The sequence below is a fragment of the Paenibacillus sp. AN1007 genome (genome assembly GCF_040702995.1).
Classification (GTDB): domain Bacteria; phylum Bacillota; class Bacilli; order Paenibacillales; family Paenibacillaceae; genus Paenibacillus.
Genome location: NZ_CP159992.1, coordinates 4,203,103 through 4,226,342, shown reverse-complemented (window position 1 = coordinate 4,226,342; position 23,240 = coordinate 4,203,103). Strand labels below are relative to the sequence as shown.

Below are 23,240 nucleotides of genomic sequence, written 5' to 3'. Positions count from 1 at the left end.
TATATAGCATCAATTAGGAACCAGCAAAGGGGGGCCCCCAAGATGGCCTTTGTGAAGTCCGCAGATCATCAAGTCAACAGAATGCTTTTTGAATGGAGCAGCACGCATAGCGAGTATACAGTAGATGAAGTAAATGAGTGCAGCAGAGACAGCTCGGCATGCGAAAATAGATCGGCTGGAGGCCATGAAGCGAACGCAGCAAGTAAAACTGCAGAAACGTTTCAAGGCAATAAAGTATATCGAGCGACTCTAACCCGTGCAGCTGATCAAACGCAGGATATTGAGGTTAAAGGAAATGCTGCGGCGGTAAGTTTGTCAGACTCGGCGCTCACGACCCTGCATCAAATACTGCCTGACCTGATGGATTCGCTGTATGCGTACGGCTTATCACTAACCAAATCGGTGACGGAGACAGAGGACCTGGTTCAGGAAACCTGTCTCAAGGTGTTATCGTCTGCCGCGGTTCAGGCTTCGGGAAGAACGGGAGAGTTCAACTGGGAGGCATACCTGATTCGTACGGCACGCAATACGTGGATTGACAGTATTCGCAAGCAGGAGAAGCTGCGCTCCCTGCTCGACGGACTGAAACCTGTCGTATCTCGGTATGCGGAGGAAGAGTCGTTTGAAGAGCTGGAGTCTGCGGTGCAGCTTCTGGTCAGCGCACTGCCCGCATGGCAGCGGGTGATATATATATTACGTGAAATGATGGGTTATACGGCGGCAGAGACTGCAGGGATGCTCGGCACAACGGAAGGTGCTGTAAAAGCAGCATTAAATCGTGCCCGTACTGGCATAAGCAAGGTGAGGCATGAGCTGGAGCAGGAGGGAAAGGATGCATCGTTAGAAAAGAGTGCGATCGAAGGGCTTGTTCATCTGGAACAAGAGCAGCTTCGCAGCTATCTGATGGCTTTCCGCCGCGGGGATACCGCTGGCCTTATTGACCTGTGCCTGAATCGGACCGATGATCCGATGGCTGTAGCGGGTACGATCCTGCAGCACACTTTGCCGTCTCCATCCGTGCAGCCGGTGACATACGGATATGCTTCTTCTCGTAAGAAGTGGATGTCGTACAGAGAAGGATATTCGGTACACATGGCTGCCTGATAACAAGGAGGCGACATAGATGAACGTAGTACCTTATGTGGTAGAACAGACCGCTCGTGGTGAGCGGAGTTATGATATTTATTCACGCTTGCTGAAAGACCGGATCATTATGGTGTCGGGCGAGATTGAGGATCAGATGGCCAATGCGATCGTAGCCCAATTGTTGTTTTTGAGCGCAGAGGACCCGGATAAGGATATTCAAATGTACATTAATAGTCCCGGGGGATCCGTAACGGCGGGGTTCTCGATCTATGATACGATGCAGTTTGTGCGGCCGGATGTTTCGACGATCTGTACAGGCATGGCGGCAAGTTTCGGCACCATACTGCTGGTAGGAGGTACCAAGGGGAAACGAATGGCACTGCCAAACAGTGAAATTATGATTCATCAGCCGCATGGCGGCACACGTGGTCAGGCATCAGACATGCTCATTCATGCCAATCGCATTATACAGCACCGTCAGCGCTTGAATCAGCTGCTTGCAGACCACACAGGTCAGCCGCTTGAGCGAATTGAAAAAGACTCCGACCGGGATTACTTCCTCACTGCGGCTGAAGCAGTAGAATATGGTCTGGTGGATAAGGTTATTACAGGTGCGTGAGGATACGCAGCCGGTTTTCAGGGATGACAGGAGACTGTCATCTCTTTTTTTGTGAGGTCGGGTAAAAATGTTAAATAAGAGCGTTGACTTCAACCAGGCATAGTGTATATATTATATATATACACTATGCCTGGTTGATTATATCATACAGCGGCAGTGAGGTGAATGAACGTGAATATACGGATATCCAATGCATCAAGCGACCCCATCTATATCCAGATTTTATCCCAGATCCGTCAGCATATTTTGAACGGAAAACTTGCAGCAGGAGATAGTCTGCCTTCGATCCGTCAGCTTGCGAAGGATTTGCAAGTCAGCGTTATTACAACGAAACGTGTATACGAAGAGCTGGAGAAAGAGCAGCTGATTGATTCCGTTGTTGGCAAGGGAAGCTTCGTATCCGGAGCAAATCAGGAATTTATCCGGGAGAGGCGAATGAAACAATTGGAAGCCAAGATGCTTGAAGTCATTCAGGAGAGCAGGGAACTGGGCATTAAATCGCAGGATTTGATCCATCATCTTACTTTGTTACTGGAGGAGGAATAAACAGATGAATGCTATAGAATTGCGTAATGTTTCAAAAGCCTACCCTTTATTCAAGGTGGATAATATATCGATGGATGTGAAGCAGGGATATATCACAGGACTTATCGGTCCGAACGGGGCTGGAAAGAGCACGTTGATTAAAATGATTACGGGACTCATTCATCCCGATCAGGGAACTTTACGGACCCTGGGGAGTGATAGAGTCAGCAGTGATGCGTTTGTCAAACAGCGGCTCGGTATTGTGTCCGATGAATGCTTCTATTATGAGCATCTGACGATTCGGGAGATGGCACGTCTGGTTGCTCCATTTTACAGCCGCTGGGATCATGCCTTGTTCAAGAGTTATTTGGAGCAGTTCGAATTGTCCCCGAAAAAGAAAATTAGGGATTTATCCAAAGGAATGAAGATCAAATTTTCGCTTGCGGCAGCTTTGTCACATAATGCTGATCTGCTTGTCATGGATGAACCGACATCCGGGCTTGATCCGGTTTTTCGGAGGGAGCTGCTTGATCTGCTGGCTGGCATCATTCAGGACGAGACCAAATCAATCATTTTCTCGACACACATTACGACAGATCTAGAGCGTATCTCGGACTATATCGCGTTTGTCAACCGGGGCAGGCTCATTTTCAATGAAACCAAAGACGATGTGCTGGAACGCTACACTATTGTCAAAGGAGATCTGGAGCTGCTGGATGCCGATACCCGGCGTCAATTCGTTGGCATTCGTGAAACATCGATTGGCTTTGAGGCATTGTCGGATAACAAAGCAGAAGCACAGCGCTTGTTTGGTAACGAGGCTCTTTTGCATAGACCCGCTTTGGAAGACCTCATTTATTTTACAGTAAAAGGGGGAAGTAAGCATGCTTAATCTGCTTCGCAAAGACTTTATCGCGCTGAGAGGTGCTTTGTGGATTCTTGCTGTGTATATTGTTGTTTTCAGTTGGGCTTTTATCCCGCAGATGGAATGGTCCATGTATATCGTTGGGATATATACGGCTTTTGGTTCAACTGTGCTTATTACGATGATTGACATCACCAACCACAACCATAACTTTCTAGTCACGCTTCCGGTCAGCCGCAAACAGATCGTGCAGGCCAAATTTCTGTCTTCCATTCTCACTGCCCTGTGCGGAGTTCTTGTTTCCTACGGAATTCACAAGCTGATTAATTTGAATTATCCTGAACTGAACAAACCCAATCATTCCCCATTGGACATCCTCATTTCGATGGGTATAGTACTTGTGCTGGTGTCCGTTTACATGCCGCTTTTCTATGCACTTAGCAAAAAAGGGGCAATGATCATCAATATTATTTTTTTGGTCTGTCTGGTTATTCTGGCTCAGCCTGCTGCATTTATTTTCAAGGTGGTTGGTAAAGAAGGGCTGATTACAGCACCGGTCATTATAGGGATTTCCACTGCTGTTATAGGAATGTTTTTCTTATCGTATATGGTTACGATCCGCCTGTTCGAGAGAAAGGATCTATAGGCAGATCGGATTCATGGATGCATGGACTCATGAACTCGTGGACTTGATGTTCCTGCGGGTTTTTAACCGCTAACGATTCCAGAAGACTCTATTTGATGCATTTCAAGCGATTTGAAAATGTAACGATTCCAGGAGACGCTATTTCAGCATTTTGGACAAAAAATGAGCGTAAATCGCACTGTTTGGTTAAAATAGCGTCACTGAGAATCGTTAGACTTCTCAGATGGAGAAAAACGCCTGAATAAGGTTTCTGGTGATCGTTAGCGCTCCAAACCATTAGGTCCAGCAGCCAGCAATCAGGGAAATGGTACTGCTTCGCTTTCCGAGCCTGCGGTTCCCGAAATCTTGTTCGAGCCTCTGGCAGTGCTCTGCGCCTTTATCAGAACTCCGCGGCATTGCCAGCACTCCGCGCCTTTATCAGCGCTCGGAGCTGCTGCCTATTCGTTTTTACTTTTTCTCCGCTATTGTGATTAATCTGTGCATGCCTTCCCGAATCTGCTGTTCCCGCGCATAGGAGAAGGAGAGACGGATTTTGCGGCTCCCCGAATCGTGGGAAGGATCAAATACGGTTCCTGGCACGAAAGCAACGGACTTCTCCATGCTTTGGTGCAGCAGTCTGCCTGTATCAATCCCTTCTGGCAGCTCGGCCCAGATGTTCAAACCACCTTCGGGACGTGTCCAAGTCCAGTTCGTTTCCAGCAGACACTGCTCCATCACTTCCATTCGAAGCTGAATCGCAGTTCGTAATTTGGACAGATGCTGCTGCATGCGTTCCGATTGAAAGTAACGAAGAAACAGCTTCTGATTCAGCAGCGGTGATCCGTTGTCGGTCAAAGCCTTGATCGCCTGCAGCCCTGCCATGAGGTGTGGACGGCACATAATGGCTGCGATTCGCAACCCGGGAACTACGTATTTGCTGTAGCTGCGGATGTACAACGTATGCCCGGAAGTATCGTAAGTGAAAATGGGTGCGGGAGGTTTCTCTTTAAAATAAATATCATAGGTGCTGTCATCCTCCACCAGATAACAGCCATATTGTTCAGCCATTTCCGGCAGCAGTTTGCGCTGCTCCACAGAAATGCTGAGTCCCGTTGGATTTTGAAACGTCGGTGTCATATAAAAGAGGCGAGGTTTCTCCGTTTTCATCAGATGCTCAATCTGCTCCAGATCGTAACCCTCCGGGTGGATATCGGTAAAGACAAGCTTTGCCCCTTGTTTACGAAAAATTTCCATGGCAGGGCCATAAGTCGGCCGCTCAATCAACACCCGATCCCCAGGCTTGACCAGTGCACGAGCGATGACATCAATCGCCTGCTGCGCACCGGAAGTAATCAGCACCTCATCAGCCGAGAGATAGAAACGTTCCTTCGTCGTCAGGTGATCTGCGAGACTGCTGCGCAGCTCCAGATCACCTTGGATCGTCGAATAGGTGCCCAGCAGGCGAGGATACTGATCCAGCAAGTCACGCATCAGCTCCCCCCAATATCGGTTGGGCAGCAGGGAAGGGTCGATCAAGGATTTGGAGAACTGATACTCAGCTTCCAGCGATTGGACGCGATCCAGCGTATCCCAATGAAGCCAGGCAGATACGGACGGGTCATCGGCCTGATCTGCATCCGCTATTGGTTTGGCAGGACTGACATAATAACCGGATTTATCTTTGACATAAACAATGCCGCGCTGCTTTAACTCTTGATACGCTTTGAATACTGTAAGCCGATGTACGCCGAGCAGTTCGGACAGGCTTCGCACCGAAGGCAGTTTTTCCTCTTCAGCCCATTCACCTGCCTCGATCCGCACAATGAGATAATGGATGACCTGCTCGTACCGTTTCATGCTGTTATCTGTCATCATTAACGTTTTGCCCACCCGATTCACGCTCCTTTTGAACTCCATTGTAACAGCTAAAGCGGAGGAACTGTTCTGTTTTGTTCATTCTGTTCTATAGACCATGAGCTATGATGGAGAACAGATAAAGGAGTGGTTAACATGGTGGGGATTGCATTTACCGTAATGTGTCTTGTTTTCGGGACAACGTTTCTGGCGATTAAGGTTGGAGTTGAGGCAGGCATGCCGCCTTTCCTCTCAGCGGGACTGCGGTTTGTGATAGCAGGAGCATTGATGTTTACATGGATGAGGATGAAGGGGCATGTGAAAATGTCCTTGTTGTGGCGCAAAGAAATGCTGATTACCGGAGCAGGTCTGACCTTCGGCACGTTTGCCACGTTATATTGGGCTGAACAGCATGTCAGCTCTGGCGTGGGTGCCATCCTATCGGCTACAGGCCCGCTGATGATTATGCTCATGCAGACAGCGCTACTGCGGCAGAAAACATCGGCTCGCATGCTTGTTGGCTGCCTGATTGGTTTTACAGGCGTTGTGCTTGTTGTTTTGCCAGGCGTATCGCTGGGAGCAGGGTCTTTATTTTTGTGGGGATGCATCGCTGTGTTGATAGGGGAAGTATGTTATTCGGCAGGTACGCTTTATTCCAAAAAAGTCATTCATCAATTCAGTTCGATGAGTCCTGTTGCGATTAATGCGGTGCAGATGATGTATGGCGGCGTGTTGTTATTTATCCTGTCAGCGTTGACGGAGTCGTGGAACATGTCGGCACTCGATGTACTGCCTGCGGTATCATCTGTGATATATCTGACCGTAATCGGTTCGATGGTCGGGCACAGTCTGTTCTACTGGATCATGTCGCGCACAAATCCATTGTTCCCGGCAACGTGGCTGTACATCTCTCCACCGATCGCGGTTGGGCTTGGGGCAGTTGTTTACGGAGAGCATGTCAGCTGGATTACCTGGGTTGGTGTAGTGCTGGTGATCTCTGGCCTGCTGGCTATGAATGATAAGGTGAGCAGCTGGTTGAAGAAAGGGAAACGTACGAAGGTGATTGTGCAAGGCTCCTAGAATATACCGGGAGAATCTCCTCTATAGTATGATAGTAAGAGTTGTTACTTTGAGGAGTCGTGTGAAATGATGAAAAAAGTTTTCCTGAATTTCTTAGCCAGTGTGATTCTTTCTATCCTGGTATTCATTCTTGTTTTATTTTTCGTTCATATATCCGATTCAACGAATATTATGGTTTCGGTTGCTATTACTGTGTCGTTACAGATTTCTTTTTTAACCGCAGTATTGCTGGCCAAAAATAAAAAATAAAACTACAAACAAAACCCGGAACCACAATTGATCGTGGTATCCGGGCTGTTTTTTTGATTCACAGCGTATTGTTTACTCTGCGTTCAGTACAAATTTCTCGATAACCTCTTTGACGCCGTCTTCGTTGTTGCTCGCCGTAATGTAGTCTGCCAGATCTTTCAGCGCAGGGATGGCGTTACCCATCGCTACACCAAGACCCGCCACTTCCAGCATCTCATGATCGTTCCAGGAGTCACCGATGGCAATGCACTCGCTAAGCTCGTGACCGAAATGCTCAGCCAGGAACGTCAGGGCGTGGCCTTTCGTACCTTCCTTATGCATAATTTCGAGGAAGTACGGCTTGGATTTGGTAATGTGCACTTCTGGTCCAAGCAGCTCACGAAGCTCTACAGCCACTTGATCCAGATAGTCCGGCTCGTCGATGATCAGCAGTTTAGGTGTTGGTTGTTCGATGACTTTGATGAAGTCAGACTCGATGTAATATTGCGTGCCGTTCAGCTTGGCATAGTCAAGCAGTTTCTGGTTTTCTTCACGAGCATACAGCTTGTCGTCGATGTACGTTTGCAGGTGCAGATTTTTCTCCAGACAGTAGTCAAACAGTTTGCGGGAAGCCTCCTGCGGTACATAGCGCTCATAAAGCACTTTTTCATCAAGCAGGTTTTTCACCAAAGCGCCCTGATACGTAATGATCGGTACGTTCAGCTTGGTTTGACGTGCAAGTGCCTGCGCGGAGGCATAAGCGCGTCCTGTAGCAAGGGTAACAACAACTCCATGGGCTACCGCTTGTTCCAGAGCTGTTTGTGTAGCCGGTGTAACTTCCTTGTTGTCGTTAATCAGAGTGTCATCGATGTCGATGGCAATGAGTTTGTAAGTCATGTGATGTTTCTCTCCTTTTTTTATCTGCTTCTATATCATTGAACGAAATAAATAGATTACACGAGTCACTCCAAATGTAGATTCATCTTATGATCGCTCTAATCATCACCGGATTTTTATTAGAACTTAAAAGTTGAACCACCGGTGATTTACGCGGTCACTCCGAAGACAGAATAACCTTCCGATCGCTGTTATCCCCCGATTTTTTGATTCCCTTTTGTTAAAGGGGAAAATCCGGTGATAAGCGTATGCTTCCGATGCAGCTTTCTTGCAGAAAGCTTTCAGGCGAACGCTTTGCTTCTCCGGTTTTTTTCTGTCTTCTCCGTTATTGTGTAAACGAATAGTTCTGCCTTTTCCGTTAAATGTGTAATCGAAAATTCGTTCAAACCATCTATACCCATCTAAATGTCATATTTTCTTTGTTATTCTTCCAGGAAAACAAGGCCGATAAAGTCTTCCAGCTCCAGGTTGCCAAAGTAATGCTTCACATTCAGACCTTCCAGTGCTGAACGCACTTCAGTCTCATCGTAACGCTTGCCGCGCAGCATGTCCTCGATATCTGCCACATCACCAACACCGAAGAAATCGCCGAAAATTTTAATATCTTCGATGCGTCCATCCTTGATGTTCATGCGCAGATCAATGATGCCGACCGGGAATTTGCGGGTGTGCTTCACATTGCTTTCTGGTGACAGACCGTAGTTCCAGTCCCAGTTGTTATAACGCTCGGCCGAGATTTCCTTGATTTTGTCCCAGTCCTTCTCGGTCAGCTTGTACTGAGGAACGTCCTGCGGCTCCATGCGGAAAATATGACGCAGCAGCTCATCACGGAACTCTTCAATCGTCAGATTGGTGTCAATCAGATCACGAATGTTGGCAACCCGGCTGCGTACCGACTTGGTGCTCTTGGATTTGAATTTCTCGGGATTGACGTTCAAGGATGCCTGAACATGCTCCAGATTCAGATCAAACATCAGCGTGCCGTGACTGAACATGCGTCCGCGGGTAGCAAATTGGGCGTTGCCCGAAATTTTCTTTTCGCCGACTTGCAGATCATTGCGTCCGGTCAACTCGGCATTGACGCCAAGTTCGTGCAGCGCTTCAACCACAGGCTGGGTGAACTTGCGGAAGTTATGGAAGGATTGACCGTCATCCGCAGTGATGAAACTGAAGTTCAGGTTGCCCAGATCGTGATACACTGCGCCGCCCCCGGAAAGACGGCGTACCACCTGCACACCGTTATCCTGAACGTATTCGATATTAATTTCTTCAATCGTATTTTGGTGCTTGCCAATGATGATGGACGGACGGTTGATGTAAAACAGCAGGTAGCTGTCATCCTCCATCGGCAGATGCTTCAGAATGTATTCCTCAATCGCGAGGTTTACAGAAGGATCTGTAATGCCCTGGTTGTCTACAAACAGCATGGTCATTCCTCCATTAATGTATGTGAGAGGCGCGAAGCCCCTTATGTAGTGATGCTTGTATCCATGAATCAGAAAACCGAAGTTCCTGAAATTCCTCTTCTATTGTAAACGAATTGTCGTTGGGACACAAAGAAAACACGTGATGCCCTTTATTTTGAAGCCTCCCTTTCCAGGTATATGATATTGAAAAGTAATACAGCATTGACCCGTCCCTCATGTGCCATCCATAATAAAAAGAACAGACAGAGAGGATGACGGAAGAATGACCGGTTATATCGAAGTATTCGGACATGGCGGAGATGTGGAGACGGCTGCTTCGCGATTTGGAGGCAGTGCGGCAGATTTCCTCGATTACAGCGCCAATATTAACCCGCTAGGACCGCCTAGAGAGGTGCTCGAAGCACTGCAGCAAGGTCTGCACTCCGTGCTTCGTTATCCTGATCCGGGCCATCGGGCATTCAAAGCACTGTTGAGTGAGCGTTTGGGGGTAACGAAGAAGCAGATTTCCGTAGCCAATGGAGCTGCCGAAAGCATGGCTCTGATTCTGCTGGCACTTGCTCCACGCAGAGTAGGAACGGTGGAACCGGGCTTTTCGGAGTACAGCACTTTGGCGCGGCAATTCGGTGCGGAGGTCATCCATGCAGCAGGCCGGGAAGAATTGAATTGGCAGGCGAGAACCGAAGATATCGAACAGTTGATGGAGAAGGTAGACCTGCTTTTCCTTGGACAGCCGAACAATCCAAACGGTGTGCAGTATCCGGTGGAAGTGCTTCACAGACTTGCCCGCAAAGCTGAAGAGAAGGATACGGTACTCGTTATTGACGAAGCCTTTATTGATTTTATTCCAGTTTCCCGGCGGCAGTCTCTTGCTCCGCATCTGGATAAATACCCGAATGTGATTATTATCCGCTCCATGACCAAGTTCTACGCTATTCCCGGACTGCGACTCGGATATGCCTTGGGGAGTGCAGCATACATACAGGCGATGACGGAGAAACAGGTGACTTGGAGTGTGAATGGACTGGCATTAATTGCAGGAGAAGCCTGCCTGCGCAGCGGCGAACGTTTTGAACAGGAAACGATATCGCATATTACGCGTGAACGGGCACGATTAATTACATCGCTGGAGATGTATGGGTGCAGCGTAACGCCGGGTGAGGCAAATTTTATTCTGGCGCGTGTGCCAGAACCATGGACGGCGGCTTCCATCCAGGAAGCATTGGGGAAGCGAGGCATTTTGATTCGCAGCTGTGCCATGTATCCGGGGCTTGGTGCAGGACATGTACGCTTCGCGGTCAAAGGTGCCCAGGCCAATGACAGACTGCTTGACGTGTTGGGAAGTGTGCTTGAGCGGAGCAAGGATCAGGACGCGTGTCTGGCATCTTCTGATCAGGCAGGTCAGCAGAGCCATAAGCAGCATTCCGAAAAAGGAAAGGGAGGAAAGCGGTCATGACACTCCCGTTTTATAACTATTTTACACATGGAAAAATAGGCGAGAACGTCTATGTATCCTCTTCCTGGCCTGGGCTGCACATCTCTGCGCATGAACGGCATATCAAAGCACAGATTCCGCATTCTGCTTCTGCACTGTCCAGCGCAGTATATGGCGGCGGGATGCTTGAATTGAATCGCGTCTTTAACATTTATGTGGACAAACACTACCGCTGTGATGATCCACCCCGTGATATCGCTCAGGCGCTGCGTGAATGGCAGGAACAGGCCGATCAATGTGCCGGATTATTAACAGCTGTTAGGCTGGAGCATACCTCCATTCAGGAATTTACAAGTTCGGAATTCGGGCTGCTGTGCTGTACAACTGCCGGAGTATCGAATGCTGCACGTGCAGGTTCGGAGAGAACTGTTTTTGATATCCATGGGCAAACCCAAAACAGAGCTCCATATATCCCTGGCACAATTAATATCATGCTCTGGTTCAACGGCCGGATGACTTCGGGAGCAATGGTCAATGCGGTTCAGACGGCAGTGGAGGCCAAAGCTCGAGCGCTTGCGGATGCAGGCATTGCCGATTCGGAGAACGGACTGCCTGCCACAGGTACAACAACGGATGCCATTGTGCTTGCTGTTCGTCAGAACGGGGACGATATCCAGCCGCTTCACACTTACGCGGGTACAGCAACGGCTTTGGGGGCGGTCATCGGCAGACTGGTGTATGACACAGTGACCGAAAGTCTTCAGGCTGGACTGCAGTGGAAAGAGAGGGTAGGACGGCAATGACATTGGAATTGGAACATCTATGGGCTTCCTCGTTCTGGATTGGCATGGGGGGGGCTTGGGTTATCATTCTGGCGTATATACTAGACCGATGCATTGGAGACCCGCGCTGGATTCCGCATCCGGTTATCGGTATGGGGAAAGCCATCTCGGCTCTGGAGCGTGTAATTCGATTACGTGTGAACACAGATGCAGGTCTGAAAAAAGCCGGAATCTTGTTCCCGATCTTGATTGCAGGTGGTTCTTTTGCCGTCACCTGGGGTCTTTTGCTGCTGCTTGGTAAGATTCATCCCCTTTTAGCGGCTGCAGCCGAAATCGTTCTGATCGCCACCACGATTGCTTCCAAAGGTTTAAGAGACGCAGGAATGGAAGTATATCGTCATCTGAAACAGCAGGATTGGCCTGCCGCACGGCGTTCCCTGAGCATGATTGTTGGACGTGATACCGCACATCTGGACGAGCCCGAGGTGGTCCGGGGAACGGTGGAGACGGTCGCGGAAAATATTGTTGATGCCATCGTGTCCCCTCTGTTCTATGCGCTCATTGGCGGCGCTCCGCTGGCTATGGCTTACCGGGCTGTCAATACGCTGGACTCCATGGTTGGTTATAAAAACGAAAAATATCTGCATCTTGGCTGGGCCTCTGCCCGTCTGGATGATTGGGCAAACTGGATTCCTGCGCGCGTAACCGCCGCACTGTTAATTGTAGGCGCACGGGTGCTCAGGCTGGATGCCCGAGGTGCAGCACGCATGGTTGCCCGTGATGCGAGGCTGCATCCCAGTCCCAATAGCGGTTTTCCCGAATCGGCAGTGGCCGGAGCACTTGGCATTCGGCTGGGCGGACATAACGTGTATCACGGTATTGCCTCGTTTCGTGCTTATATGGGCGAGGCTGCGCGGCCGATGGAGGCCGAAGATATTGTACGAACGACAAGGCTAATGTTTTGGTCAGCTGGCGCTTTTGTGGGCCTTTGTTTCTTAGCAACCATGGGTGTGTGGTTAATAGGAGGTGCGCTATTGTGGTAATTAAAGAAGGGCAGGAGCAAAGTGATCCAGACTCTAGTGAATCAGAACAGAATGGATCGCAGCACGGTGAGTTAGAACAGTTTGGATCAAAACAGTCTTCGTCAAAGCGGAGCATTGTACTGATCCGTCATGGAACAACCCAGTGGAATGTGGAAAAAAGATACCTGGGGCATACCGACATTGGTCTGCTGCCGGGTGCTCAAGAAGAGCTGGCTCTGCTAAGCCGGCAGTGCCGCAATCTTACATGGGACGCCGTATACTGCAGTGACCTTCTTCGCTGTCGTCAGACCTTGGCGTACACCGCGCCTCAGGCTGCTGCACAGGCAAAGTTGGATGCGCGCCTGCGCGAGAATGATTTTGGACAATGGGAAGGTTTGACCTACGAGCAGCTGCAGCATAATCCGCTCTACCGGCGCTGGATCGATCAACCGCAGGAGGTTGCGCCGCCTGAAGGGGAAGCATGGCCGTCATTCGCGGGACGAATAGATTCTTTTCTGCATGAACATATCTGGTCAGGCCGGACTTCACATAGAACATTGATTGTGACACATGGCGGAGTCATCCGTTACATGCTGTCCCGTCTTATTGAAGGTGTTGGATTCTGGGATACACATGTGATCCCGGGACAGGCGATTCAGGTATACATTGAAAAGCAGGGGAACCGCTGGCTTGGCAGCCGTGTGAATTTTCCGTCTATCGGCTTGTAAGGCGGTGCAATATACCCTATAATCACAACAGAAGTGTGACTCGGTACGAGCATATTGGTGTGATAGGCTGCAAGGCCTGAGCTGATGTGATTCGTGCGGAGCTAACTGCATCTATCGGTCACATGGATTAACCATCATTAACGACCAAGGGTCCCGCGTGTGAAGCAGATGTTCATGATGAGCAAAGACAAGTCATGATGTGCACAAGGGTAAATGGGGAAGCTGGTGTAAATCCAGCACGGTCCCGCCACTGTGAAACAGGAGCCATCCTGTAAGTCAGATTACCAGCCCTGGACGTACAAGCCGGTGTTCCTTCGAGGAAAGGACAACGTTTCGGGCCATTCTGTGCGTGAGCGCTTCCTGCTGCACATATACAGACTGCCATATGCGAGACGTCATCCCTGATCCTTATGTGAGGATTAGGGATTTTTCTTGTTGTACACGATGTGATGAAAAATAGTATGTTACACGGGGCCACTCCGAGTGCAGTACCATTTTCCGATTGTTATTATCCCTAGATTTTTTTGATTCCCTTATTCAAAGGGAAAAATCCGGTGATAGGCGTATGCTTTCGATGCAGCTTTCTTACAGAAAGCTGCAGGCGAGCACTTCGTTTCTCCAAATTGGTTCTGCACTCTCCGTTAAACGTGTACACATCTTCATTTTCGTTTCATCGGAACACACCAAGATGGGGTAGAGCATTAAGATTGAGGTATTATGTAACAACAATAGTACAGATAGAGAAGGGGAGTTTAAATTAATGATTAAGAACTGGAAAGCACTCACGTCACTGTTGAGCGCAGCGATGCTGGCACTGGCGCTCGCCGGATGCGGTAATGCAGCAACCAAAGAAGGAGCGGGCAGCACACAGCAGCCTGCACAAGAGCAGTCACAGGAACAAACGCAAACCGATCTGAAAACACAATATCCGCTGACGGTTACCGATGCAACAGGTGAGTCTTTTACTTTTGAAAAGGCACCATCCAAAATTGTCTCGGTATCTCCGGCTGAAACGGAGTCATTGTTTGCGCTTGGCCTGGACGAGCAGATTATAGGGGTATCGGATTACGATGACTACCCGGAAGCGGCGAAAGCAAAAGCGAAAATGGGCGGGATTAACAAACCCAATGAAGAGTCGGTTATTGCCGCTGATGCGGATATCGTATTCGGAGGTATTTCGTTGAGTGAAGATGCAGTGAAAAAGCTGCGTGATTTGGGGATCACCATTTTCAAAACCGATCCTAAATCCATCGACGATGTAATGAACAATATCGAAACGTTTGGTAAAATTACAGATCATCAGGAGCAGGCTCAGAAACTGATCACACAGATGAAGCAGGATGTAACGAACGTAACAGAAGCGGTCAAAGCCGTGAAGCCGGAAGAGAAAAAGAAAGTATATGTTGAGTTCTCTCCAGGCTGGACCGTAGGTAAAGGTGAGTTCATGGATGAACTGATCACGACAGCTGGAGGCACCAATATTGCTGCGGACAAAGAGAGCTGGTATCAGATTAACGAGGAAAATGTAATCGCCGCTAATCCGGATGTTATTCTATACGCAAACGATGTAATTGACGAAAACTCCAAAACGCTGGATCAGATTATCAAATCGCGCAGCGGCTGGGATCAAATCACAGCCGTAAAAAACAATAATGTGGTCGGATTGGATGCCAACTTGCTGAGCCGTCCGGGCCCACGTGTAACTCAAGGATTAAAAGAAGTAGCCAAAGCGATCTATCCTGATCTGTTCAAATGAGCAAAAAGCTGATCCTGTACGGAACGATAGGTATAGGGCTGCTGATGCTTACCGTGCTCATCTGCACGGGCATTGGTTCGGTGGCGCTGCCCATCCGGGACATTGCCGGTATTCTCATTCACAAAATGCCGTGGGTGGGCGACTGGATCACACCTGATTGGAGCAGGGCTGCCGAACAGATTATCTGGAAGGTGCGCTTTCCACGTGTGCTGCTTGCGGTGCTCGTTGGAGCTTCGCTGGCCATTGCAGGCGCGGGCTTTCAAGGAGTGCTGCGCAATCCGCTGGCAGATCCTTTTACACTAGGGGTATCCTCAGGAGCTTCGGTGGGGGCGGCTTTCCTGATTTTCTTCGGACTGCAGTATGCCCTGATCGGAATCTGGACGCTGCCGCTGGTTGCTTTTCTGACCGGGGCCATGACGCTGTGGTTCGTCATGACGCTGGCTCGTGAAGGACGCAAAATACCGACACACAGCCTGATTCTGGCAGGTGTTGTTATGCAGAGCTTTCTGGGTGCGGTCGTTTCCTTCCTGTCGACCATGTCCAAGCAGACAATCAATGAAATTATATACTGGACGATGGGAAGTCTGGCACTGCGCGGGTGGTCGTATACGGCCATCCTTTTCCCGTATTTCCTGCTGGGTCTGATCTTTCTGTGGAGCCGTGCACGTTCCCTAAATGTACTGGCGCTGGGTGAACGTCAGGCGGCACATATCGGGGTTGGCGTGGACAGACTCAAGCTGTCTGTACTTGCTGTGGGTACGCTGCTCACAGCCGGGGCAGTCTCCGTCTCCGGCGTCATTGGCTTCGTTGGACTGGTCATTCCGCATATGCTTCGGCTGCTGGTAGGGCCGGACTACCGACTGCTGGTGCCGCTATCTGCAATTGGCGGTGCGATCTTTATGGTATGGGCGGACACGATTGCCCGCTCTCTGCTGGCACCAACCGAGATACCGTTGGGTGTCGTGACGGCTTTTGTAGGTGCTCCGTTCTTCGCTTATCTGCTGCACCGGAACAAGAAGCTGCGGAAGGGGATGGTCCCGTGAGTAAAGGGTGGAAGCACAATCAACAAGGCCAACAACCGTCTCCGGGGTTGTTGTCTCAATCGGATTTAAGCAGTAATGCACAGCGTGCTTTAACCGGGGATAACGGAAAGACTGTCGGTAAAACAAAAACATGGGTATCGGTTACAGGTGCTGGCAAAAAGTACGGTGATCATCGGGCCTTACATGATGTAGACTGGCAGATTAAAGAAGGAGAATGGTGGGGAGTTGTCGGCCCGAACGGAAGCGGAAAGTCGACACTGCTCCAGCTTATAGCTGGAACGGAATCGCTAAGTGAAGGTCAGATCCGTATTGACGGCCAAGATATCACTTCGTACAGCCGCAAGGATCTGTCACGTATGATCGCGGTTCTGCAGCAGGATGGTCTGCCGGCAATTTCCTATTCTGTGCGTGATGTCGTAGAGATGGGGCGATACCCCTACCAGAACTGGCTGGGCAGGGAATCGGCAGATGGGGCCCGAGTTGTGGACCGGGTGCTTGAAGAACTGGGACTGATGGAACTAGCGGAGCGGCCGCTGGATTCCCTAAGCGGTGGGCAGAGGCAGCGGGTAGCGCTGGCCAAGGTTATGGCACAAGAGCCGCGTCTGCTGCTGCTGGACGAACCCACCACATTTCTGGACATCAAATATCAATTACAATTCATGGAGTTATTAGCTGCATGGCGGCAGAAGAGCTGTATTACCATTGCTGCCGTACTGCATGATCTAAATCTGGCTGCCTTGTTCTGCGATCAGATTCTGGCTTTGAGAGAAGGCGAAATAGCAGGGATGGGTGCTCCTCGAAGCTTGATGACGGGGGAGCAGATAGAAGAGATTTTTCGCGTTAAACCTGCGATGGTGTCCCATCCGGATCATGCCGTACCTCAACTGCTGCTGCGGCGGGATACGCTTTAAATAAGGCAGGAGAACCTCTATTTTAAAAAAGGAAGTGCTCGTTGTATGAAGAATGAACAGGTGTTGGGACAGCTATTGAACAAAATTGCACCTCCTGACCAAAACATTGCAGCGGAAACGTCTGCTCATGTAGATGTGCTGACGAAACCGCCAGGCAGTCTTGGCAAACTGGAGGACCTTGTCATTCGACTGGCGGGTATGACAGGCAGTGTGCGTCCGCGCTTTGATCGCAGAGCGGTTGTCGTGATGGCTGCGGATCACGGTGTGGTGGCAGAAGGGATAAGTGCTTTTCCAGCCGAAGTTACTCCTCAGATGGTCATGAACTTTCTGGCGGGAGGCGCTGCCGTTAATGTGCTTGCACGTCACGCCAGAGCAGAAGTCATCTGTGTCGATATTGGTGTAAATGCTGACCTTGAACACGCAGACCTGCTCTCTCGCAAAATTCGTAAAGGCACTGCCAATATGGCCCAAGAGGCAGCAATGACCCGGGATGAGGCGATTCAGGCCATTCTTGCAGGCGTGGATGTGGTTGCGGAAGAGGTGGCAAAAGGCACACAGCTGTTTGTGACTGGAGAGATGGGAATTGGCAATACCACTGCGAGCGCTGCAGTGATGAGTGCGCTCACAGGGACTGAACCCGCTGCTGCTGTAGGGAGAGGGACAGGGTTGGATGATGCGGGAGTGCTGCGCAAAGCTGCCGTTATAAGTCAGGCTCTGAGCATAAACACACCAAATCCTGATGATGCATTGGATGTACTCTGTAAAGTGGGCGGATTGGAGATTGCCGGACTTACCGGCGTTATTCTTGCATCAGCGGCACACCGCTGTCCGGTTGTAGTGGATGGTTTCATCTCTACGGCTGCAGCGCTGATTGCGAGACAGCTTGCTCCTCTGAGCACGGCATACATGATCGCGTCGCACACTTCACATGAGAATGGGCATGCGGCACTGCTGCGTGAACTGGAACTGAAACCGATGCTGGACCTGGACATGCGTCTTGGAGAGGGAACTGGCGGCGTGCTCAGCCTGCATCTGATTGATGCCGCATGCCTTCTTCTGAATGAGATGGCTACCTTCACCAGCGCAGGGGTTTCGGATGGAGCAAATCAGGCTTCAGCAGCTGCTGCCGATCCGGCTGTTTCATCGGCGTCATCCGTGCTGGGAGATGGCTCCCGATGAGTGTATTGGTCACAGGAGGGGCCCGCAGCGGTAAAAGTTCGTTTGCCGAGCGTCTCTGCATGCAGCGTTCCTCAGAGGCATGGTATGTAGCAACAGCTCAGGCGTATGATGACGAAATGCGTGAACGTATTGCTATGCATCAGCAGCAGCGTGAAGACTCCGGTTATCTCTGGCGTACGATGGAGGAGCCGCTGGCCCTGCCTGCGCTCATTAACCGCATGGGTGAAGGACATACCGGTACTTCTGCACCTACGATACTGGTGGACTGTCTGACACTATGGCTGACGAATATTCTGTTAGCACACGAGCAGGACGATAGCCATGTGCTGCAGGGTCATCTGGATGCGCTGGTTGAAGCGATTCGAACGTATCCAGGTCTGCTTGTGCTGGTTACCAATGAAGTGGGTGACGGGATTGTGCCAGAATACAAATTGGGCCGGGTTTATCGTGATTTGGCAGGTGTACTTAATCAGCGAATTGCGGCAATCTGCCGTGAAGTATTTCTTGTAACGGTGGGCATCGCAATCGAATTAAAGAGCAAGGAGTATCGCTTATGAAGGAAGGCACAGGACGCTCAGATGTTCCGCAGCAGCAATATGCCGCCGCTGCCGCTTTTCAATTTCTCTCACGTTTTCCTGTGAAAATGCAGCTTGATTTTGCACCACCGCTGCTGCGCGAAAGTGTAGTGTACTACCCGCTGGTGGGCGCTGCAATCGGTCTATGCGTCTGGCTTGCAGCGGCGCTGAGCGGTTTGCTTCTTCCCGCCTTCCCGGCAGCCGTTCTCGCCTTAACGGTGTGGGTCTGGCTTACCGGGGGACTGCATCTTGACGGATGGATGGATACGGCAGACGGGCTGCTCAGTTATCGAAGCCGTGAGCGAATGCTGGAGATTATGAAGGACAGCCGGGTTGGCGCTATGGGTGTCATTGCCTGTGTGCTGCTGCTTATGATGAAGGCCGCATTGATCGCGGACTTTATTGCGCGCGGCAGCTGGTATTACGGCGCACTGCTGCTGCTGCCCATGATTTGGAGCCGATGGTTCATGGTTTATGCCATGTCGGCTTGGCCCAATGCACGCGGGGATGACGGACTGGCCGTTCTGTTCAAAGGGCTTGGCGAGCGGAGAGAAGTGCAGCGTGCACGAAGCGCTGCTGCCGGACTTTCGCTGATTGCAGGGGTCTTGACGATTGCTGCCGTATGGATGTTCAAGCCCGATACGGCTATTGCCGATGCTGCGATCAGCGGGTTTGGATCACTGCCATGGTGGCTGTATCCCGTAACATCGGTGATTCTAGTGCCTGTGGCGTGTTATTACATCGGGCGTTTCGTGGCGGTACGAATTAGTGCAAGGCTCGGAGGCCTCACCGGAGATACATATGGTGCGATGAATGAACTGCTGGAAGCTGCCCTGTTGACGGTGTTAAGCGTACTTCAAGGACTCTTCTGGCTCTAGTTGTGATTCATTAAGCATTCTTGTTATGCAGCAGGTTAATCGCACGAAAGACAGGGGGAGCAGGCGTGAAAGATCAGGGGAAACAACCAGCAGCTGTACTTATGCTGCAGGGAACGGCTTCCGATGTTGGTAAAAGTGTAATCACAACGGCGCTTTGCCGGATTTTCAAGCAGGATGGATTTCAACCTGCCCCGTTCAAATCACAGAACATGGCCCTGAATTCCTATGTCACCGAAGACGGCAAGGAGATCGGCCGGGCGCAGGGGGCGCAGGCTGAAGCCTGCGGTATAGAAGCAACAACCGATATGAATCCAATCTTAATCAAACCCGTACGGGATATGCATTCACAGATTGTGGTGCATGGCGTACCTTTTGCCCAGATGAGTGCTTCGGATTATCGTCAGCACTTCCTGCCTGAAGCAAAGCAGACGGTCATGGATGCCTTGAACCGTTTGCGTGATACATATGACATCATACTAATGGAGGGAGCAGGCAGTCCGGCCGAGATTAATCTGAAGGATAGGGACATCGTCAACATGAATCTGGCAGGCTGGGCCGATGCACCGGTTATTCTGATCTCTGACATTGACCGCGGGGGTGTATTTGCTTCCATCGTAGGTACGCTGGAACTATTGGAACCCCATGAAGCGGCGCGTGTTAAGGGATTTATTATCAACAAGTTCAGAGGAGACCTATCTCTGCTGCAGCCGGGTCTGGACTGGCTTGAAGAGCGGACGGGCATTCCTGTCCTGGGTGTGCTGCCATACATAAGAGATATTCAGATCGAGGCAGAGGATTCGGTAGTGCTGGACTCCCTGCGTCATGGCAAAAGGGAACAGAGCGAACTGGATATCGCGGTAATCCGTTACCCGCGCATCTCCAATTTTACGGATTTCGATGCGCTATCCCGTGAACCGGACGTAAATGTGCGCTACGTAACCTCGCCGGAGGAACTGGGCAGCCCGGATGTTGTTATTTTACCAGGCACGAAGGATACCATCGGCGACCTGAATTTCGTGCGGGAATCCGGATTGGAACAAGCGATTGCTTATCAGGCAGAACGCCAGCATGTGCAGCTTGTGGGCATATGCGGCGGATATCAGATGCTGGGCGAGCATTTGACTGATCCCTACGCTGTCGAGGCTGATCAGGCTCAGGAAGCGGTAGGCCTGGGCAGGCTGCCGTTATCAACAACCTTTCTTCAGCATAAACATACGGTCAGGGCCTCCGGTTATGTACACTCCAATCATCCTATCCGGTTATATAAAGGGAAGCTGGACGGGGGATTATCCGTACCTGTTAACGGATACGAAATTCATATGGGTGTGACGGAATGCCGTGAACCGGAACAGGTTACAGCCTTGTTTGAGATATCCCACGCGGGTGGACAAACTTTTCTAGAGGGCTGGGGCACAGCAGACGGCAAAGTGTGGGGAACGTATCTGCACGGCTTGTTTGAGAGCGATCAATTCCGCCGTTCCTGGCTGAACGGTTTACGTGAAGCCAAAGGGCTTGCACCGCTGGAGGAGACGTACAGTGCTCAGGCGCGCAAAGACATGGAATTTGATCGGGTTGCTGCTTCGCTTCGTTCGTCACTGGACATGAAGAGAGTGTATGAGATCATGGGCATGAAGCAGCCAGACCAAGTGGACTAAGGTAATGATTGCAGCAGTATAGTGATAGAGCAAGTGTGGTGTGATATATATTAATCTAAAAAAGCACCCCCATGACCGGAGCGCGTTCAATCTTGAACGAATGCAGCGGTTATGGGGGTGTTTCTGAATCCATCTTTTTTAATTGTTTAATCTGATGAATGAGGGGTTAAGGATATTTGTTCGTCGTTGTGTTTATATATCGATTGAGCTGAATTTGATTGGTGCTTATAACCAGCAATTTAGCTGATTTTAAATTTTTTCATGGCTGTCTGCAGTTCAACAGCTTGTTCATGCAGATGGCGCACAGTGTTGGTATGGGAGCCCATTTCGTCCAGCTGCAGTTCTGCGGTAGCGGCAATCTGCTGCATGCTTTCACGGGACTTGGACGTAATCTGTGCCGTTTCTTCAACCGACGCGCTGACTTCTTCTGCACCCGCAGATACCTGCTGTGTAGATGAAGAGACAGTCTGAATCGTGAGATTAACGTTCTGAATCAGTTCATTCAGCTGCTGGAACGCTGAACCAGCCTGCTGTACGACCGATGTTCCTGAGCCAATCTCCTGGGTTACCCGATTCATTGCACTGACGGAGCGTTCGGCGTCTTCTCGAATCGTACCGAGATAATCCGCAATTTCTTCTGTCGCCGTCTTGGACTGTTCCGCCAGCTTGCGGACCTCACCGGCCACAACTGCGAATCCGCGCCCGTGTTCACCGGCACGTGCGGCTTCAATAGAAGCATTAAGCGACAGCATATTAATCTGTTTTGTAATTTCAAAAATAGAATTTACAATGGTGCCGATCGCTACGGAACGTTCGTTCATCGTCTCAATGTAACGCAGTGATTCACTGGCAGTTTGTCCAACACGTTCCATCTGGTCAACTGCGTTCTGTGCGAGCTGATTACCGTTAACGGCTTCGGTTGCGGCTTCACTGATCTGCTCGGAAACTTCTGCTGCAGAAGAGGCAATATGCATGATGCCTTGGGTGATCTCTTCCATAGCTCTTGCATTCTCCGAAGCACTGGATTCAATGCTGACACTGCCTTTTCCAGCTTCTTCTGCAGCCTGGCTTGAGTGCTGCACCATGCCAGACATGGACTGTACACGTTCAAGCAAATCGTTGGAGCCGTTAACGACCTCATTAGAGGTCGACAGGGCATGGCTGATCATTCCCTTGAGATTTTGGGTCATCGTCTGGAAGCTTACGGCCAGCTGGGCGATTTCATCCCTGCCCTTTATCTGGAGCTCAGCTGTCAGATCGCCTTGAGAGATTCGCTTGCTGTGTTCTACAAGTTTTACGATCGGTTTCGTGACTCTTCTGATCATACTCGTAGAAATGAGCCAGCCAAGTACAAACACCAATGCTGTGATGCCCAGGCACAGCCAGAAAATTTGGGCAATTTTATCCTGAATGAATTTGGCATCCATGCTGACAGCCATGAGCATATTGCTTCCGGCAATCGGCATAAATGCGGCTTTATGTACACCGAATGAATCAGAGAAAACCGGACTGATTACCGCTTGTTTTTTCTCGCTTGCTTCAGTCATGGCTGGTTCAACGTCCATCGGATCACCTGCTTTTAAGCTCGAGGTGGTGTTAGCCACAACGATACTCGCCTTGCCATCCTGCAAAGCAATGACATATGCGGCGTCGAGGCTGTGCTCTTTGGATTTTTCGGTCAGGTAAGATCCTACGGTCATGGCAGCTCCATCGGAGCCTGCTCCACCGCTTTGGACCTGCAAAATTTTGGAAGAGGATGTATTTTTGTAAATATCCTGAATGGATGTACTCAGAACTTTGTCGAACTGAGGCAGCACATAACTTTGAATAATATTCATAGATACTGCATAAAAACTGATACTGAACAACAGAGAAGCAACCAGCAGCACAAGGAACAGTGTGCCCCTGATTTTACCGGCAACGGTTCGTTTGCGAAACATACAATCATCCTTTCACGTCATCTTCATGAACACGGTCCCTTATTCTGTTCTCTTATGGCCTATTTACTAACGAAGAAAGACCTAATTTTTATCTTTAACAAACCTTTGAATAAGCGGATATACCTATTTTACA

The 23,240-nt window shown here is 50.0% G+C and carries 22 protein-coding genes and 1 riboswitch; of the genes, 18 read left to right on the top strand and 4 right to left on the bottom strand.

What is annotated here, in order from left to right; translation table 11 throughout:
- The first annotated feature begins 42 nt into the window (after positions 1-42).
- The 5 genes from ABXS70_RS19065 (at position 43) to ABXS70_RS19045 (ending at position 3,741) form a co-directional block, all read left to right on the top strand.
- Positions 43-1,104, top strand: coding sequence for an RNA polymerase sigma factor (locus ABXS70_RS19065; protein ID WP_366290029.1), 1,062 nt, complete (start codon positions 43-45; stop codon positions 1,102-1,104).
- Between the two features lie 19 nt (positions 1,105-1,123).
- Positions 1,124-1,705: an ATP-dependent Clp endopeptidase proteolytic subunit ClpP gene (gene clpP / locus ABXS70_RS19060; RefSeq protein ID WP_342554752.1), complete on the top strand. Its 582-nt coding sequence runs from the start codon at positions 1,124-1,126 to the stop codon at positions 1,703-1,705.
- Positions 1,706-1,876: 171 nt separating this feature from the next.
- Positions 1,877-2,251, top strand: coding sequence for a GntR family transcriptional regulator (locus ABXS70_RS19055; RefSeq protein WP_342554753.1), 375 nt, complete (start codon positions 1,877-1,879; stop codon positions 2,249-2,251).
- A 4-nt stretch (positions 2,252-2,255) separates the two neighbouring features.
- Positions 2,256-3,122, top strand: coding sequence for an ABC transporter ATP-binding protein (locus ABXS70_RS19050; RefSeq protein ID WP_342554754.1), 867 nt, complete (start codon positions 2,256-2,258; stop codon positions 3,120-3,122).
- Complete coding sequence (locus tag ABXS70_RS19045) at positions 3,115-3,741, top strand: ABC-2 transporter permease (protein WP_342554755.1); 627 nt, start codon at positions 3,115-3,117, stop codon at positions 3,739-3,741. The genes ABXS70_RS19050 and ABXS70_RS19045 overlap by 8 nt, the downstream gene beginning before the upstream one ends.
- 447 nt (positions 3,742-4,188) lie before the next feature.
- Here ABXS70_RS19045 and ABXS70_RS19040 read toward each other — a convergent pair whose 3' ends face one another.
- Positions 4,189-5,595, bottom strand: coding sequence for a PLP-dependent aminotransferase family protein (locus ABXS70_RS19040; protein WP_366296691.1), 1,407 nt, complete (start codon positions 5,593-5,595; stop codon positions 4,189-4,191).
- Between the two features lie 135 nt (positions 5,596-5,730).
- On the opposite strand from ABXS70_RS19040, the gene ABXS70_RS19035 reads away from it, so the two are divergent.
- Both ABXS70_RS19035 and ABXS70_RS19030 read left to right on the top strand, forming a co-directional pair.
- Positions 5,731-6,654, top strand: a complete 924-nt coding sequence (locus ABXS70_RS19035) for an EamA family transporter (RefSeq protein WP_342554756.1) — start codon at positions 5,731-5,733, stop codon at positions 6,652-6,654.
- A gap of 66 nt (positions 6,655-6,720) precedes the next feature.
- A complete protein-coding gene (locus ABXS70_RS19030) occupies positions 6,721-6,903 on the top strand; it encodes a hypothetical protein (RefSeq protein WP_342554757.1) in 183 nt (60 codons plus the stop codon).
- A gap of 72 nt (positions 6,904-6,975) precedes the next feature.
- Here ABXS70_RS19030 and ABXS70_RS19025 read toward each other — a convergent pair whose 3' ends face one another.
- Positions 6,976-7,779 carry a Cof-type HAD-IIB family hydrolase gene (locus ABXS70_RS19025; RefSeq protein ID WP_342554758.1) on the bottom strand — a complete coding sequence of 268 codons (804 nt, stop codon included), beginning with the start codon at positions 7,777-7,779 and terminating at the stop codon, positions 6,976-6,978.
- Between the two features lie 422 nt (positions 7,780-8,201).
- Positions 8,202-9,206 carry a lipoate--protein ligase gene (locus ABXS70_RS19020; protein WP_342554759.1) on the bottom strand — a complete coding sequence of 335 codons (1,005 nt, stop codon included), beginning with the start codon at positions 9,204-9,206 and terminating at the stop codon, positions 8,202-8,204.
- Positions 9,207-9,468: 262 nt separating this feature from the next.
- On the opposite strand from ABXS70_RS19020, the gene cobD reads away from it, so the two are divergent.
- From cobD to ABXS70_RS18965, 11 genes are all read left to right on the top strand, one after another.
- The gene (cobD, locus tag ABXS70_RS19015; protein ID WP_342554760.1) at positions 9,469-10,659 is read left to right on the top strand and encodes a threonine-phosphate decarboxylase CobD; all 1,191 of its coding nucleotides are present in this window, start codon (positions 9,469-9,471) and stop codon (positions 10,657-10,659) included.
- Complete coding sequence (locus ABXS70_RS19010; protein WP_366290021.1) at positions 10,656-11,441, top strand: adenosylcobinamide amidohydrolase; 786 nt, start codon at positions 10,656-10,658, stop codon at positions 11,439-11,441. Before cobD ends, ABXS70_RS19010 begins: the two co-directional genes overlap by 4 nt.
- Positions 11,442-11,485: 44 nt before the next feature.
- Entirely contained in the window at positions 11,486-12,463 is a 978-nt protein-coding gene (gene cbiB, locus ABXS70_RS19005) for an adenosylcobinamide-phosphate synthase CbiB (protein ID WP_342556271.1), read from the top strand.
- Positions 12,457-13,170 (top strand): histidine phosphatase family protein, encoded by a 714-nt coding sequence (locus ABXS70_RS19000; protein ID WP_342554762.1) that lies wholly within the window; start codon positions 12,457-12,459, stop codon positions 13,168-13,170. Before cbiB ends, ABXS70_RS19000 begins: the two co-directional genes overlap by 7 nt.
- 178 nt (positions 13,171-13,348) lie before the next feature.
- Positions 13,349-13,478: riboswitch (cobalamin riboswitch) on the top strand.
- 452 nt (positions 13,479-13,930) lie between these two features.
- The gene (locus ABXS70_RS18995) at positions 13,931-14,926 is read left to right on the top strand and encodes an ABC transporter substrate-binding protein (RefSeq protein WP_342554763.1); all 996 of its coding nucleotides are present in this window, start codon (positions 13,931-13,933) and stop codon (positions 14,924-14,926) included.
- Positions 14,923-15,969: an iron ABC transporter permease gene (locus tag ABXS70_RS18990; RefSeq protein ID WP_342554764.1), complete on the top strand. Its 1,047-nt coding sequence runs from the start codon at positions 14,923-14,925 to the stop codon at positions 15,967-15,969. Before ABXS70_RS18995 ends, ABXS70_RS18990 begins: the two co-directional genes overlap by 4 nt.
- Complete coding sequence (locus tag ABXS70_RS18985; RefSeq protein WP_342554765.1) at positions 15,966-16,880, top strand: ABC transporter ATP-binding protein; 915 nt, start codon at positions 15,966-15,968, stop codon at positions 16,878-16,880. The genes ABXS70_RS18990 and ABXS70_RS18985 overlap by 4 nt, the downstream gene beginning before the upstream one ends.
- 45 nt (positions 16,881-16,925) lie before the next feature.
- Positions 16,926-18,059 (top strand): nicotinate-nucleotide--dimethylbenzimidazole phosphoribosyltransferase, encoded by a 1,134-nt coding sequence (cobT, locus tag ABXS70_RS18980; protein ID WP_342554766.1) that lies wholly within the window; start codon positions 16,926-16,928, stop codon positions 18,057-18,059.
- On the top strand, positions 18,056-18,616 hold the full coding sequence (gene cobU, locus ABXS70_RS18975; protein ID WP_342554767.1) for a bifunctional adenosylcobinamide kinase/adenosylcobinamide-phosphate guanylyltransferase: 561 nt from the start codon (positions 18,056-18,058) through the stop codon (positions 18,614-18,616). Before cobT ends, cobU begins: the two co-directional genes overlap by 4 nt.
- Positions 18,613-19,512, top strand: coding sequence for an adenosylcobinamide-GDP ribazoletransferase (cobS, locus tag ABXS70_RS18970; RefSeq protein ID WP_342554768.1), 900 nt, complete (start codon positions 18,613-18,615; stop codon positions 19,510-19,512). Before cobU ends, cobS begins: the two co-directional genes overlap by 4 nt.
- A gap of 101 nt (positions 19,513-19,613) precedes the next feature.
- Positions 19,614-21,167, top strand: coding sequence for a cobyric acid synthase (locus tag ABXS70_RS18965; RefSeq protein WP_366296689.1), 1,554 nt, complete (start codon positions 19,614-19,616; stop codon positions 21,165-21,167).
- Positions 21,168-21,406: 239 nt separating this feature from the next.
- Here the strand turns inward: ABXS70_RS18965 and ABXS70_RS18960 are convergent, their stop codons facing one another.
- Entirely contained in the window at positions 21,407-23,107 is a 1,701-nt protein-coding gene (locus tag ABXS70_RS18960) for a methyl-accepting chemotaxis protein (protein WP_342554769.1), read from the bottom strand.
- Between the last annotated feature and the right edge of the window lie 133 nt (positions 23,108-23,240).

What these genes read in the sequence shown, in the direction of transcription:
- cobT (WP_342554766.1), top strand. Translation starts at nt 16,926, where the DNA reads ATGAAGAATGAACAGGTGTTGGGACAGCTATTGAACAAAATTGCACCT.
- cobD (WP_342554760.1), top strand. Translation starts at nt 9,469, where the DNA reads ATGACCGGTTATATCGAAGTATTCGGACATGGCGGAGATGTGGAGACG.
- ABXS70_RS19030 (WP_342554757.1), top strand. Translation starts at nt 6,721, where the DNA reads ATGATGAAAAAAGTTTTCCTGAATTTCTTAGCCAGTGTGATTCTTTCT.
- ABXS70_RS19010 (WP_366290021.1), top strand. Translation starts at nt 10,656, where the DNA reads ATGACACTCCCGTTTTATAACTATTTTACACATGGAAAAATAGGCGAG.
- ABXS70_RS19035 (WP_342554756.1), top strand. Translation starts at nt 5,731, where the DNA reads ATGGTGGGGATTGCATTTACCGTAATGTGTCTTGTTTTCGGGACAACG.
- ABXS70_RS19045 (WP_342554755.1), top strand. Translation starts at nt 3,115, where the DNA reads ATGCTTAATCTGCTTCGCAAAGACTTTATCGCGCTGAGAGGTGCTTTG.
- ABXS70_RS19065 (WP_366290029.1), top strand. Translation starts at nt 43, where the DNA reads ATGGCCTTTGTGAAGTCCGCAGATCATCAAGTCAACAGAATGCTTTTT.
- ABXS70_RS18960 (WP_342554769.1), bottom strand. Translation starts at nt 23,107, where the DNA reads ATGTTTCGCAAACGAACCGTTGCCGGTAAAATCAGGGGCACACTGTTC.
- cbiB (WP_342556271.1), top strand. Translation starts at nt 11,486, where the DNA reads ATGGGGGGGGCTTGGGTTATCATTCTGGCGTATATACTAGACCGATGC.
- clpP (WP_342554752.1), top strand. Translation starts at nt 1,124, where the DNA reads ATGAACGTAGTACCTTATGTGGTAGAACAGACCGCTCGTGGTGAGCGG.
- cobU (WP_342554767.1), top strand. Translation starts at nt 18,056, where the DNA reads ATGAGTGTATTGGTCACAGGAGGGGCCCGCAGCGGTAAAAGTTCGTTT.
- cobS (WP_342554768.1), top strand. Translation starts at nt 18,613, where the DNA reads ATGAAGGAAGGCACAGGACGCTCAGATGTTCCGCAGCAGCAATATGCC.
- ABXS70_RS19025 (WP_342554758.1), bottom strand. Translation starts at nt 7,779, where the DNA reads ATGACTTACAAACTCATTGCCATCGACATCGATGACACTCTGATTAAC.
- ABXS70_RS19040 (WP_366296691.1), bottom strand. Translation starts at nt 5,595, where the DNA reads ATGATGACAGATAACAGCATGAAACGGTACGAGCAGGTCATCCATTAT.
- ABXS70_RS18990 (WP_342554764.1), top strand. Translation starts at nt 14,923, where the DNA reads ATGAGCAAAAAGCTGATCCTGTACGGAACGATAGGTATAGGGCTGCTG.
- ABXS70_RS19020 (WP_342554759.1), bottom strand. Translation starts at nt 9,206, where the DNA reads ATGCTGTTTGTAGACAACCAGGGCATTACAGATCCTTCTGTAAACCTC.
- ABXS70_RS18995 (WP_342554763.1), top strand. Translation starts at nt 13,931, where the DNA reads ATGATTAAGAACTGGAAAGCACTCACGTCACTGTTGAGCGCAGCGATG.
- ABXS70_RS18965 (WP_366296689.1), top strand. Translation starts at nt 19,614, where the DNA reads ATGCTGCAGGGAACGGCTTCCGATGTTGGTAAAAGTGTAATCACAACG.
- ABXS70_RS19050 (WP_342554754.1), top strand. Translation starts at nt 2,256, where the DNA reads ATGAATGCTATAGAATTGCGTAATGTTTCAAAAGCCTACCCTTTATTC.